The sequence below is a fragment of the Yersinia rohdei ATCC 43380 genome, assembly GCF_000173775.1.
GTDB classification, from domain to species: Bacteria; Pseudomonadota; Gammaproteobacteria; order Enterobacterales; family Enterobacteriaceae; genus Yersinia; species Yersinia rohdei.
Genome location: NZ_ACCD01000018.1, coordinates 43,119 through 55,169, shown reverse-complemented (window position 1 = coordinate 55,169; position 12,051 = coordinate 43,119). Strand labels below are relative to the sequence as shown.

Sequence of the window (12,051 nt, the reverse complement as noted above, 5' to 3'; positions counted from 1 at the left end):
CCGTCAGTTCAATTAACGCAGGTTAACCAGGGTTTGTAAGATCTGATCCTGAGTTTTAATGGTCTGCGCATTGGACTGATAGTTACGCTGCGCCACAATCATGTTCACCAATTCTGCACTCAAGTCGACGTTGGAAGATTCCAATGCGCCACTGGTCAAAGTACCGAAACCACCACTGCCGGCGATACCGAGAATTGGGCTACCCGAGGTCTGAGTTTCTTTCCACACGTTGTCGCCCGCAGAGGAAAGTCCTTCAGGGTTAGCAAAGTTAACCATCACGATTTGACCGAGCAATTGGGTCTGTTGGTTCGAATAAGTGCCGACTAAAGCACCATCAGTGCCTATCTGGAAGCCGGTGAATTCACCTGCGGCGTAACCCGTCTGACTCTGCGCTACTACACTGTCAGTGCCGGTGTTTTGTTGCTTGCTACCGGTAACATCCAGTTTGAAAGATTGCGCCGGTGAGCCGTTAACCACGCCCATCGGAATCGCCATAGTTAAGTCTGTAGTGCTGGCTGGATTGGTGCCATTTGCCACACTTTTCAATGCGCCATTGGTATCAAAAACCATAGTGCCGCGCAGCGAGGCAGCAGCGGGGTCGGTAGGATCAAAGGGTTTGGTTTTATCAGCCAGAGTGGCGCTGCTGTCTTTGGTATAGACCTGCCAGCTGTTACCGTTAACGGCATCTTCAGCAGTTTTCACATAGAACACATTGATAACGTGGCTGTTGCCCAAGCTATCGTAGGTGGTCAAGTTATTTACAAAGCTGTAAGTGTCTGGTTTTTCAGGATCAAAAGCAGGTGTTGCCGGAATGACCTTATGAGTTGACGTCAGGTTCACCACCATTTTACCTGAGTCGGTAGCTTTAGCTGAGATAATATCCTGCGGAATAGACAGTGCAATTGGATTAGCACCTTGCTTTACTGTCGGTGGTGTCCCGGTGGCCGGATAGCCGGTCAAGCTCAGGCCTTGCATATTGATGATATTGCGGTTTTCATCCAGCTTGAACTGACCGTTACGCGCATAATAGATACCGCCGGTGCTGTCTTGCATGCGGAAAAAACCGCTTTGGCTGATAGCAATGTCCAGGCGACGGTTAGTGGTGGTCGCCGTGCCATCGTTAAAGTCCTGAGTAATCCCGGCAACTTGAACGCCCATACCGGCTTGTGAGCCAGCAAACATATCGGCAAAAGAAACTGAGCTGGATTTAAAACCTGAGGTCGCCGAGTTGGCGATATTGTTACCGATCACATCCAGGTTACTGGATGCTGCGTTCAAACCACTGACTGCTTGAGAAAAGCCCATTTTCTTCTCCGTTAAATTCGAGGTCTGTAACAGACCTTGAGCATTGATGAGATATCAATCGCCCCATATAAAATGATGGTGAGTCGGTTAGAATTATTGGCTCACCCTGATATTGGTTTACTGCTGCTGGAGCTAAATCACCGGCTTATAAAATCTGACGCACATCATCCATCGTCTTGGTGCCTGCCAGGCCAAGATCCAATTTGGAACCATCGCTGCCACGGGTCACACCATTAACAATGGCGTAGCTCAGTGGTGTGGCAACCACAGATGCACCACCACTGCTGGCGGCAATGGTCACGGTATAAGCGCCATCTGGTGCATTACCACCGGCATCCAATGAACCGTCCCAAGTAAAGGAATGCACCCCTGCCGTCAGGTTGCCTACCTCGATAGTACGCACGGCCAGACCATTGCTATCACTGATAGTCGCGGTCACTTTATCTGCTGAGCGTTCCAGCTCGATACCAAATGGTGTCGTGGTAACCACGCCATCTTTGGTACCGGACAAGATGCTGGTGCCGGGGATCATCACGCCGTGACCAATCAAGGTGCTGGCTTGCAAGGACTGACTGCTGTCCAGTTGCCCAGAAATAGAACCCAGCGTTGTATTCAACTTTTCAATGCCACTAACGGTGTTGATTTGTGCCAACTGCGTCGTCAACTCATTGTTTTGCATTGGATTAGTGGGGTCTTGATTTTTTAACTGCGCCACTAACAAGGTCAGGAAACTATTTTGCAGATCCTGGCTACTACTGCCGCTGGTAGAGGTGGTATTGGTACTCGTGGTACTGTTGACACCGTAATCGCTAGCTGTCAGGGAATTGGTAATGGCCATGTTTGCGAGTTCCTGTTATTGACCCAATGTCAGTGTCTTGAGCATCAGAGATTTGGTGGTATTCAACACTTCAACGTTGGCCTGATAGCTACGTGAAGCTGAAATGGTATTCACCATCTCGCCGGTAACATCCACGTTAGGCATGCGAACATACCCCTTGGCATCCGCCAGTGGGTTACCCGGTTGAAACACCAAACGATCCGGTGCGGGATCATCAACTATCTGTGCCACTCGCACACCACCGGTTTCTTGCCCCGGCTGTGCTGCAACCTGAAACACCACTTGCTTCGCGCGGTAAGGTTGACCATCCGGCCCGGTAACACTGTCGGCGTTCGCCATGTTACTGGCGCTAACGTTCATCCGCTGTGACTGCGCTGATAATGCAGAGCCGGCAATATCAAAAATATTCAGTAAAGACATACGTCTTATCCTTGTTGTAACACTGACATCATTCCTTTGATCTGCCCGCCAAGCACGGTCAAATCGGTCTGATATTTCAGGCTATTGTCGGCAAAATTAGTACGTTCACGGTCCATATCCACAGTGTTGCCATCCATTGATGGCTGGTCTGGAACGCGGAATAACAAATCAAGATCAGGTGGCTGAACTGTACTTGCCGGGATGTGACGGGCTGACGTTAAACTGAGCGACACCCCTGTACCATTGACACGTCCTTGCTCCATCACCTTTTGCAGTTGGCTGGAGAAATCAATATCACGTGCCTGAAAGCCGGGTGTATCCGCATTGGCAATATTGGACGACAGGATCTCCTGTCGCTGAGCGCGCAAGTTAAGCGCCTCTTGTTGAAAACGCAGAGCACCGTCCAGTTTGTCGAGCATAGTCCCCCCGCAAGGTTAGAATTTGGAGCCGACAGCATAAACGCCGTACAGGGAAGCCTATCGTTAGAATAAGAGCAAAATGCGTCGCTATTTGTCCCCTTAACCTCATTGCGCTACAGGTACACTAATGCGCAAAAGGGGGGTTACCTTGGCTTTACTGGAATGTATGCAGAGGAGATTGATGTAGATGAAAAGAAATGACGCCATAATGCTGACTTTGGGGCTATTGCTGGTCAACCCAGCATTCGTGCCTTTGGCAGCTGCGGCAGATTTATCGGCCTCGGTCACTCAATTCTTCCAACAGCAATATCCCGATAAAGACAGCCGGGTTGAAGTCGTCATCAAAACCCCGCAGGGCCAATGGCCACAATGCGAAAGACCTGAAATCACCCTGCCGGCCAATGCTCGCCCCTGGGGAAACATCAGCCTGTCAGTGCGTTGCGATGGTTTGCGGCGTTTTATTCAAACCCAAGTGCAGGTTAGCGGGTACTATGCTGTTGCTGCGCGCCAATTGGCGAGCGGTGCTAAAATTACGCCACAAGATATTGTGATGAAACAAGGCCGGCTAGATACCCTACCGCCCGGCGCATTATTGGAGCCGAATTTTGCTCAAGGTGCGGTCAGTCTGCGACAAATTAATGCCGGTCAACCTTTGACACGCAATATGTTACGCCGTCAGTGGGTGATAAAAGCAGGGCAAGATGTGCAGGTATTAGCACAGGGTGAAGGATTTAATGTTAACAGTAATGGTAAAGCTATGAATAATGCGGCCATACAAGATAATGTTCGGGTGCGAATGGCATCAGGTCAAATCGTCAGCGGAACCCTGGCTGAAGATGGCATAATTCGTATTATATTATAGTGATTAAAGTTTTTTTAACCTTTGCCGATAACTCTAATATGCAGTTATTTGCGGGTTAAACAGTAACAATCCCGCCATAAACGGAGCAACATAATATGAGTATTGATCGCACTCAGCCGCTATTACCGGTAACACAAGTTCAGCCACGGGAAACCAGCGATATCGCACAACAGGCGCGTAAACCTGCGACCCAAACCAAAACGCAAGTGAGTGGCACTGAGGTTAAATTGAGTGATGCGCAGGCAAAACTGATGCAACCTGGCAGTGAAGATATCAATGTAGAACGTGTCGAAACGTTAAAACAAGCTATCCGTTCAGGCCAACTGACTATGGACACCGGTAAAATTGCCGATGCTCTGCTAAAAAATGTTGCGGATGAGCTGAAGAATATCTAAGCAGAGTAATAATCGTTAACTGTAAAAGGATATGTGGTGGTGGAAAGATTACAGACCAATCTGGAGCAACAACTGGAACTGCTCGAATCACTGAAAGCGGTTGTAGCTCAGGAGCAGCAATTGCTGTGCGCCGGTCGGATCCAAGGTGTTGTATTGCAAGGTGTAACCGAACAAAAAAGTTCAATACTGGCTACCTTGGCTTATCTGGATCAAACACGGCTCACCACCGAAAAAACCGTTAATATTCAAGCGCCTTATAGCAAGGTGCCGGAGCTTGCTGTGCGCTGGCAATACATCCTGGAATTAGCTGAAAATCTGCGCAATGGTAACCTGCACAACGGCTTATTGCTGCAGCAACATATTGAACATAATGCTCAGGCGCTCGCCATTCTAAATACGCACCACAGCCAGTCAATGTATGGCCCTGATGGTCACTCTAAAGGTGCCAGCATACTGGGCCGCAAGATAGGTATTTAGTTCTTTCCCGCTGTGAGCATTAAGTAAATTGAATTACCCGCAAATATAAACTGCCGTAACCGGGGTTTATATTTGTGCGAGACTTCAGATCTAAACACGGTCTAACGGCCTATCTTGGCTGCCATTATTATTTTGCTTCCCGCCCCCACAAAAAACGTTTTTTCCTCTGTATTAACAATTCGTTAATCTGGCAGAGCCAGGCACCTATTGGCTTGGTTTTAAGGAGGATAAATGAAGCGACAATGCGTGTTATTCAGCTTGTTTTTTTGCAGTGCAATGGCGATATCAATACATTCTGTGGCGCAAGGAAAAAACAGCAACAGCAGCTCTCCAACAATATCAATCTGCTATTCCTGTTCTTATCCATGGTGGTTTTGGCGGGTTACTGGTAATTGACCAGCACTTGGTTGCTGATGACTTGGAACTGTGGGTTTACCCGGCCTTTACCGGCAATAAAGTAAACAAAAGTCAGTTGGGTTGCAGCCAGTTCACCGGCCAGCTCACGACTTTGCCCACTGCCACCCTCAAGTGCCATACAGCGGTTTGGGGTGCATAATTTTACCTGTAATCCGTCGGGTGCTGCCGACATCAATTTATAGCGCCAGCCGACTGAGACAATCCGCGCATTATCCTGCGCCAGTGCCACAGGCGGGCGCAGCGGTCTGGCCGGGGTTGCCACCCCGCGAAAACCTTGGGTGACGCCAATATCATCTGCAACCCAAGAGCCCCCAGCGGTGGCACTCAAGGGCAATAACCCCACGGACAGCAAACTGACAATAAGGGCTTGGCGAAATCGTTTTTGCATCAGCTTGCACCTATTGTGGCAGTCATGCGAATTTGGCGATTATCACCAATTTCCAAATTAGACAACACCACTATTTGCGGCAAACTGCGGCGCAAGAAGCGGGCTAATAATGCCCGGAGTGCATGATTTACCAGTAACACTGGCGGCGCACCCAGCATTTCCTGACGTTGCAGAGCCTGTCGGGCTTGCTCCAAGAGACGGTCGGCCAGACCCGGCTCCAGACCACTTCCCCCTTGTAGAGCTTGAAGTAATAAGCGCTCCAAAGCGGCATCCAACCCAATAACCTGAATCTCACCGACCCCTGGGAACCACTGCTGCGCAATGGAGCGGCCCAATGCCACTCGCACCACGGCGGTTAATTCATTCGGATCGGTTTGATTCGGCGCGTGCTCAGCCAGCGTCTCTATAATGGTGCGCATATCGCGGATGGATACCCGCTCCATCAGGAGATTTTGCAACACTTTATGCAGTGTGGTTAAGGTCACCACCCCCGGAATAAAGTCTTCTGTCAGCTTCGGCATTTCTTGTGAAACCCTATCCAACAGCTGTTGGGTTTCCTGACGACCAAACAATTCACTCGCAAATTGGCTAATCAAATGATTCAGATGGGTGGCCACAACTGTACTCGCCTCTACCACTGTAAAGCCCTGAATCTGCGCCTGTTCACGTAAAGCACTTTCAATCCATACTGCCGCCAGACCAAAAGCCGGGTCATGGGTTGCCTCGCCGGGTAACGTCCCGACTGCATTGCCAGGGTTGATTGCTAACCAGCGGCCGGGATGCGCTTGACCACTGCCAATCTCAACCCCTTTCATCAGTATCCGATAGTTGGCGGGTGGCAGTTCCAGATTATCCCGAATATGTACCACTGGGGGCAAATACCCCATTTCCTGAGCAAACTTTTTCCGGATACTGCGGATACGGCCCAATAACTCACCATTTTGCTGGAAATCCACCATCGGAATCAGGCGGTAGCCGACTTCCATACCTAGCGGGTCTTCCAACTGTACATCTGACCAAGTGGCTTCCGCGGCTTGTTGTTGATCTTGTTTTACTACGGACTCCTCCGCCGCCGGTTGCTGTGTTTGCTTGCTGCGCATGCGCCAGGCCAATGCCAGCAGTGCTGCGGTAAAGAGCAGGAAAACAAAGTTTGGCATCCCGGGCACCATGCCCAGTAATCCCAGAACACTGGCAGTTAACACCATCACCCGTGGGTTGTTGAACAACTGGGTGACCATCTGCTGACCCACATCTTGGTCAGTACTGACGCGAGTCACAATCACACCTGCGGCGGTGGAGATAACCAATGCGGGAATCTGCGCCACCAAACCATCACCGATGGTCAGCAAAGTATAGGTTTCTGCCGCTTGGCCCACGGGCATGTTGTGCTGAAGAACCCCAACTAACAAGCCGCCGACCACGTTGATAACCATGATAAGTAAGCCAGCTACCGCATCGCCGCGTACAAATTTACTGGCCCCGTCCATTGAGCCGTAGAAGTCCGCCTCTTGAGTCACATCTGAACGGCGTTTTTTGGCTTCATCTTCGCCAATCAATCCGGCATTTAAGTCAGCATCAATCGCCATCTGTTTACCGGGCATACCATCAAGAACAAAGCGCGCGCCAACTTCTGCAATACGCCCGGCCCCTTTAGTAATAACCATAAAGTTGATTATCACTAAAATGACGAAGACCACGATACCAATGGCAAAGTTGCCGCCCACCAAAAAGTGGCCGAAGGCTTCAACCACGCGCCCCGCAGCCGCAGCGCCGGTATGACCGTCCATCAAAATAATACGTGTCGACGCGACGTTAAGGGACAAACGGAGCAAGGTAGAGAACAGCAAAATAGTGGGGAATGCCGCGAAATCTAGTGTCCGCTGGGTAAACATGGCAACCAGCAACACCATGATGGACAAGGCAATATTAAAGGTAAACAGCAAATCAAGGATGAAGGGCGGCAATGGCAACACCATCATCGACAAGATCATCAAGATAAGAATTGGCCCGGCGAGAATTTGCCACTGCGTATCTTTAAAGTTGCCCGGCAAACGAAGCAGGGCGGCCAAATTAGCCATTATTCAGTCTCACTCTCTGTTGCAAAATCCAGCCCTTCCGGTACCGGCAGATGTTCAGGTTTTTTCGGGATTAGCCCACCTTCCCGCTTCCAACGTTTCAGTTGATAGACCCAGGCAAGGACTTCTGCCACCGCTGCATATAAGGTGGCTGGAATATGTTGACCCACTTCGCTGTGCCGGAACAAAGCCCTGGCCAGCGGCGGTGCTTCTAGTAAAGGCACACGATGTTCAGCGCCCAGCTCGCGGATCCGCAGGGCAACCGCCCCTGCCCCTTTCGCTAATACTTTGGGTGCGCTCATTTTCTCTTCGTTGTATTGCAAGGCGACAGCATAGTGAGTTGGGTTAGTCACGATGACATCGGCTTTATGTACATCGGCCATCATCCGCCGACGAGCCATCGCCCGCTGCTGCTGACGAATGCGCCCTTTCACATGCGGGTCACCTTCTTGATCTTTAAATTCATCACGTATTTCTTGTTTTGTCATACGTAATTTCTTGATATGGCTGGTTATTTGGAAGAATACGTCAAACCCGACCATCGGCGTCAAACCTAATACCACCACCAATCCGCAGAAAATAATCAAGTGGAGCGAGTCACCTAATGCGGCTACCGGAGGTGCCGCCATCAGCCGCATCATATCTGGCCAGTTATGCCAGAGAAATATACCGGTAACCCAGCCGACCAGGGTCGCTTTTAAAATGGCTTTCAGCAGTTCAGCCAACGCCTGAGAAGAAAACATGCGTTTTAAGCCCGCCAGGGGGCTCATCCGCTTAAAATCAAATTTGATAGATTCGCCACTAAACAGCACGCCGCCCAACAGCATCGGCACCGCCATCGCCACTATCACTAATCCGGCAAATATTGGCAGCAGTGCCATTAGTGTTTGGTTCAATAACATGCCAATTTGCCGCAGCATTTGCTTGTCATCATTCACGATGCCGTGATCAAAATGCAGCCCTTGGGCAATCATGGCGGCAAGCTGTCGTGCCATAGATTCACCCGAGCCATACAGGATCGCCAAACCGGCCCCGAGCATGAGCATCGAGGTCAGTTCGCGCGATCGCGGGATCTGGCCTTTCTCGCGAGCCTTCTCCAGCTTATGGGCTGTGGGTTCCTCGCTTTTTTCCAGGTCGCTATCTTCAGCCACAGCGATTATTTCTGTTAGTAGCGCAAATGATGCTGTCCAGCGTGCAGGTTCCCGTATCAGAAAAATGGATGACTAATAAAATTGCTGCTTAGCATGACAAGTATTCAGTTAACCGATGGATAGAACAAAGCTGCAATTAGGGGGTTATTTCTCGGATCAGCACCCATCGCCCTTTGGCGGTCATATCCCTTCGTCGGCCCCCCAAAGCCCCCTAACACGACACAAGAATTAACAAGGTCTGATAATGAAATTTTTTATAACATAGAATTTTTGATGTGATATAAAAACTTAGCGCCTCAAATAACAACTGAAATTAAGTTAAAATAATTAATTCACTAAATTAACTGTCAACTAAAACAGATCAAAAGGAATTTGAGATGAAAAAATTCAATGTGACTTATGATATTAAAAACCATAAAAGAAAAATGTTAGCTATTATAAAATCAAATGACACACTTGTTATTAGAATGCATCAAGGTAAAGACTTTACTTTAATGATGCATAACATCATCAAAGACCACACGCAGTACCAAATGATTTTCACCCTGGCGTCAGCAGATGTCTACGTGATAAGCATGCAACATGACACAAGTAAAATAAATGCATTAAAGAATGAAATTGCTGCTGAAAATGATGTGAGATTTGTCGGGTACAGTTTTAAAATAGAGAAAAATAATGAGCCCGTCATTTATACCGAAAATATATTCATTCAATTCGACGATAACTTAACCGAAAATGAATGTGAAATAATCATCAATAACTTTAGTCTTATTAAGAAATCAAAACTGACATTTATCACCAACGGGTATTTTGTCGCGACTCAAACCCACACCGGCGATCACCTGTTTAATATTTGCGAGGAAATATTAAAACGAAAAGATATTCAGCATTGTCATCCTGAGTTAATTCACCATAAAGAACCCAAAATCATTCATCCTAATCAATGGCATTTAAAGCAAACTGTCGTGCGGGTAGAGATTGATGTCGATGCCAGCGCGAATGTAGAAAATGCCCATAAAATCACCCGGGGACAAGGCACCACGATTGCCGTCATTGACGACGGATTTGATTTAACTCACCCTGAGTTTATGCGTGACGGGAAAATCATCCATCCGGCCAATTTTTCTGGTGCGAACTCTAACAGTGACCCAAGCCCTGGCCCCACAGACACCCACGGAACCCCTTGCGCAGGAGTCGCCTGCGCCGATGGCCGCTATGGGGCATCCGGTGTTGCACCAGAGGCAAAACTCATGCCGATACGCTTGGCGGAAGGCCTGGGTTCTCTGGGAGAGGCGTTGGCCTTTGTCTGGGCCGCAGACAATGGCGCGGATATTATTTCTTGCAGCTGGGGGCCGGTCGAGGGCATATGGTTCGACCCGGATGACCCTGAACACGAAGTTACAGCCGAGCTGCCCGCGTTGACTCGCACCGCTATTGACTATGCCATCCGCAAAGGGCGCCAGGGAAAAGGCTGCGTTATCTTTTTTGCCGCCGGTAATGGCAATGAGTCAGTAGATAATGACGGCTATGCCAGCTATGAGCATGTTATTGCCGTGGCGGCGTGTAATGACCGCAGCATGCGTTCTACTTACAGCGACTTTGGCAAAGCCCTGTGGTGCACCTTCCCAAGCGGCGATTTTGCTAACCCTCAAGAGCACCACCCTTCGCCCTTAACGCCCGGTATCTGGACAACCGATGGGCGGCGTGAATATAGCGACAATAAAAAGCTGTCCAACACCGGTGATATTTTCGGTAACTATATCAATAGTTTTAACGGCACTTCCAGCGCCTGCCCAGGCGCTGCGGGGGTGGCGGCATTAATTCTCTCCGTCAATCCCTTACTAACAGTTCAAGAGGTCAAAGACATTATTCGTTATACCTGCGACCAGATAGATAAAAAATATGGTTTCTATAATAAACATGGGCACAGCCAATGGTATGGCTACGGGCGAATCAATGCCGGCAATGCGGTGCAATTGGCCAGAAAATGGCATGAAAATACCAATGGGGCGCGCAGTAGCACCAAGGAAAGGCAGTTATTATCTGAATAGTATTCGGCAAGCCATTTATCAGGATGATAAAAGTGGCGCAGATCTCCACAGAAGAGTTGCAGATGAGGCCTAATCCACGACAGGGAAGTCGCCTCATCTGCACAATATGCTGTGCTCGCGGCTAAATGTGTTTAGAAGCCCAGGCTGTCAAGCAGGTCATCTACCTGATCCTGATTGGCGATAACGCCAGCGCCAGTTTTATCCATTTGCGGCCCATTGAGTAAGCTGTCAGTCGGTTTTTGCGGTTTAGATGGCATATCAGGGATATTTTCCATCAAGACCATCAATAGCTGCTTCTCAATCTCTTGCACCACATCCATCATGCGCTTGATAACCTGACCCGTCAGGTCTTGGAAATCCTGCGCCATCATAATTTCCAACAATTGCGCGTTGGTAAATGAGGTATGTTGCGGAACCACATCCAGGTAATCACGGGTATCCGTCACCAGTGAGCGGGCATCTGAAAGCTCAATTGGATTAGCAAACCATTCATCCCAGCGAATCTTAAGTGCTTTAGCCGATGACTCCAGTTCATTTTGGCGCGGCTGAGCGGCTTCAACGCAGTTCAATGCTCTTTCGGCGGCCTGCGCGGTCATATGAACCACATAGTCCAAACGGTCACGGGCATCCGGAATTGCTTCCGCGGCCTGAGCAATGGCCTGATCAAGACCTAACTCACGCAAGCTGTCGCGTAACATCCGCGTTAGTTGTCCAATACGACAGATTATATCACTGGCTGACGCCGCATCTGTTGCGGGCATTTGATGGTTACTCATCTCGGCTCCTTACATACCCAACTTTTCAAAAATCTTATTGAGTTTCTCTTCCAAAGTTGCGGCAGTGAAAGGCTTCACTACGTAACCACTGGCACCGGCTTGCGCTGCTGCGATGATATTCTCTTTCTTAGCTTCCGCAGTAACCATCAGCACCGGCAATGAGCTCAAAGCACCCTCAGCACGAATAGTTTTTAACAGATCCAAGCCATCCATATTTGGCATGTTCCAGTCAGAAACAACAAAATCAAAACCACCTGCGCGTAATTTATTCAATGCGTCTACACCATCTTCGGCTTCTTCCACATTGTTAAAACCCAGCTCTTTTAGCAGGTTTCTGACAATACGACGCATGGTCGAAAAATCGTCTACCACCAAAAATCTGAGATTCTTATCCGCCATACCAACTCCTAAGGTTTGTTGCTCACAGCTGAGCGATTAAATGCCAATATCCTGTTTACAATGGAAAAATTCCATTCA

The 12,051-nt window shown here is 49.0% G+C and carries 14 protein-coding genes; 5 read left to right on the top strand and 9 right to left on the bottom strand.

Annotated elements, in window-relative coordinates; genetic code table 11:
* Positions 1-12 precede the first annotated feature (12 nt).
* From flgE to flgB, 4 genes are all read right to left on the bottom strand, one after another.
* A complete protein-coding gene (flgE, locus tag YROHD0001_RS06075; protein ID WP_004715417.1) occupies positions 13-1,305 on the bottom strand; it encodes a flagellar hook protein FlgE in 1,293 nt (430 codons plus the stop codon).
* A gap of 145 nt (positions 1,306-1,450) precedes the next feature.
* Positions 1,451-2,143: a flagellar hook assembly protein FlgD gene (gene flgD, locus YROHD0001_RS06080; RefSeq protein ID WP_004715416.1), complete on the bottom strand. Its 693-nt coding sequence runs from the start codon at positions 2,141-2,143 to the stop codon at positions 1,451-1,453.
* A gap of 15 nt (positions 2,144-2,158) precedes the next feature.
* The gene (gene flgC / locus YROHD0001_RS06085) at positions 2,159-2,563 is read right to left on the bottom strand and encodes a flagellar basal body rod protein FlgC (RefSeq protein ID WP_004715415.1); all 405 of its coding nucleotides are present in this window, start codon (positions 2,561-2,563) and stop codon (positions 2,159-2,161) included.
* A gap of 5 nt (positions 2,564-2,568) precedes the next feature.
* Positions 2,569-2,982: a flagellar basal body rod protein FlgB gene (flgB, locus tag YROHD0001_RS06090; protein ID WP_004715413.1), complete on the bottom strand. Its 414-nt coding sequence runs from the start codon at positions 2,980-2,982 to the stop codon at positions 2,569-2,571.
* Between the two features lie 187 nt (positions 2,983-3,169).
* Here flgB and flgA point away from each other — a divergent pair, with 187 nt between their 5' ends.
* The 4 genes from flgA to YROHD0001_RS20470 all read left to right on the top strand — a co-directional run bounded on the left by flgA (position 3,170) and on the right by YROHD0001_RS20470 (position 5,108).
* The gene (gene flgA, locus YROHD0001_RS06095) at positions 3,170-3,844 is read left to right on the top strand and encodes a flagellar basal body P-ring formation chaperone FlgA (RefSeq protein ID WP_004715412.1); all 675 of its coding nucleotides are present in this window, start codon (positions 3,170-3,172) and stop codon (positions 3,842-3,844) included.
* Between the two features lie 95 nt (positions 3,845-3,939).
* Positions 3,940-4,239 carry a flagellar biosynthesis anti-sigma factor FlgM gene (gene flgM, locus YROHD0001_RS06100; protein WP_004715408.1) on the top strand — a complete coding sequence of 100 codons (300 nt, stop codon included), beginning with the start codon at positions 3,940-3,942 and terminating at the stop codon, positions 4,237-4,239.
* A gap of 36 nt (positions 4,240-4,275) precedes the next feature.
* On the top strand, positions 4,276-4,716 hold the full coding sequence (locus YROHD0001_RS06105; RefSeq protein ID WP_032817242.1) for a flagella synthesis protein FlgN: 441 nt from the start codon (positions 4,276-4,278) through the stop codon (positions 4,714-4,716).
* A 242-nt stretch (positions 4,717-4,958) separates the two neighbouring features.
* On the top strand, positions 4,959-5,108 hold the full coding sequence (locus tag YROHD0001_RS20470; protein WP_156198742.1) for a hypothetical protein: 150 nt from the start codon (positions 4,959-4,961) through the stop codon (positions 5,106-5,108).
* Here the strand turns inward: YROHD0001_RS20470 and YROHD0001_RS0118155 are convergent.
* Genes YROHD0001_RS0118155 through flhB form a run of 3 tightly spaced genes read right to left on the bottom strand, consistent with a single transcriptional unit; the run spans position 5,099 to position 8,747 of the window.
* Positions 5,099-5,521, bottom strand: coding sequence for a flagellar protein FlhE (locus tag YROHD0001_RS0118155; protein ID WP_032817240.1), 423 nt, complete (start codon positions 5,519-5,521; stop codon positions 5,099-5,101). The genes YROHD0001_RS20470 and YROHD0001_RS0118155 overlap by 10 nt on opposite strands.
* Positions 5,521-7,599, bottom strand: coding sequence for a flagellar biosynthesis protein FlhA (gene flhA / locus YROHD0001_RS06110; protein WP_004715404.1), 2,079 nt, complete (start codon positions 7,597-7,599; stop codon positions 5,521-5,523). The genes YROHD0001_RS0118155 and flhA overlap by 1 nt, the downstream gene beginning before the upstream one ends.
* On the bottom strand, positions 7,599-8,747 hold the full coding sequence (gene flhB / locus YROHD0001_RS0118150) for a flagellar biosynthesis protein FlhB (protein WP_032817238.1): 1,149 nt from the start codon (positions 8,745-8,747) through the stop codon (positions 7,599-7,601). The genes flhA and flhB overlap by 1 nt, the downstream gene beginning before the upstream one ends.
* 377 nt (positions 8,748-9,124) lie before the next feature.
* Here flhB and YROHD0001_RS06115 point away from each other — a divergent pair, with 377 nt between their 5' ends.
* Complete coding sequence (locus YROHD0001_RS06115) at positions 9,125-10,798, top strand: S8 family peptidase (RefSeq protein ID WP_004715402.1); 1,674 nt, start codon at positions 9,125-9,127, stop codon at positions 10,796-10,798.
* A gap of 131 nt (positions 10,799-10,929) precedes the next feature.
* Here YROHD0001_RS06115 and cheZ read toward each other — a convergent pair whose 3' ends face one another.
* Both cheZ and cheY read right to left on the bottom strand, forming a co-directional pair.
* The gene (gene cheZ, locus YROHD0001_RS06120) at positions 10,930-11,574 is read right to left on the bottom strand and encodes a protein phosphatase CheZ (RefSeq protein WP_032817236.1); all 645 of its coding nucleotides are present in this window, start codon (positions 11,572-11,574) and stop codon (positions 10,930-10,932) included.
* A 9-nt stretch (positions 11,575-11,583) separates the two neighbouring features.
* Positions 11,584-11,973 carry a chemotaxis response regulator CheY gene (gene cheY / locus YROHD0001_RS06125; protein WP_032817234.1) on the bottom strand — a complete coding sequence of 130 codons (390 nt, stop codon included), beginning with the start codon at positions 11,971-11,973 and terminating at the stop codon, positions 11,584-11,586.
* Positions 11,974-12,051: the final 78 nt, after the last annotated feature.

What these genes read in the sequence shown, in the direction of transcription:
- flgB (WP_004715413.1), bottom strand. Translation starts at nt 2,982, where the DNA reads ATGCTCGACAAACTGGACGGTGCTCTGCGTTTTCAACAAGAGGCGCTT.
- YROHD0001_RS06115 (WP_004715402.1), top strand. Translation starts at nt 9,125, where the DNA reads ATGAAAAAATTCAATGTGACTTATGATATTAAAAACCATAAAAGAAAA.
- flgA (WP_004715412.1), top strand. Translation starts at nt 3,170, where the DNA reads ATGAAAAGAAATGACGCCATAATGCTGACTTTGGGGCTATTGCTGGTC.
- YROHD0001_RS20470 (WP_156198742.1), top strand. Translation starts at nt 4,959, where the DNA reads ATGCGTGTTATTCAGCTTGTTTTTTTGCAGTGCAATGGCGATATCAAT.
- flgD (WP_004715416.1), bottom strand. Translation starts at nt 2,143, where the DNA reads ATGGCCATTACCAATTCCCTGACAGCTAGCGATTACGGTGTCAACAGT.
- flgC (WP_004715415.1), bottom strand. Translation starts at nt 2,563, where the DNA reads ATGTCTTTACTGAATATTTTTGATATTGCCGGCTCTGCATTATCAGCG.
- cheZ (WP_032817236.1), bottom strand. Translation starts at nt 11,574, where the DNA reads ATGAGTAACCATCAAATGCCCGCAACAGATGCGGCGTCAGCCAGTGAT.
- flgM (WP_004715408.1), top strand. Translation starts at nt 3,940, where the DNA reads ATGAGTATTGATCGCACTCAGCCGCTATTACCGGTAACACAAGTTCAG.
- cheY (WP_032817234.1), bottom strand. Translation starts at nt 11,973, where the DNA reads ATGGCGGATAAGAATCTCAGATTTTTGGTGGTAGACGATTTTTCGACC.
- flgE (WP_004715417.1), bottom strand. Translation starts at nt 1,305, where the DNA reads ATGGGCTTTTCTCAAGCAGTCAGTGGTTTGAACGCAGCATCCAGTAAC.
- YROHD0001_RS0118155 (WP_032817240.1), bottom strand. Translation starts at nt 5,521, where the DNA reads ATGCAAAAACGATTTCGCCAAGCCCTTATTGTCAGTTTGCTGTCCGTG.
- flhA (WP_004715404.1), bottom strand. Translation starts at nt 7,599, where the DNA reads ATGGCTAATTTGGCCGCCCTGCTTCGTTTGCCGGGCAACTTTAAAGAT.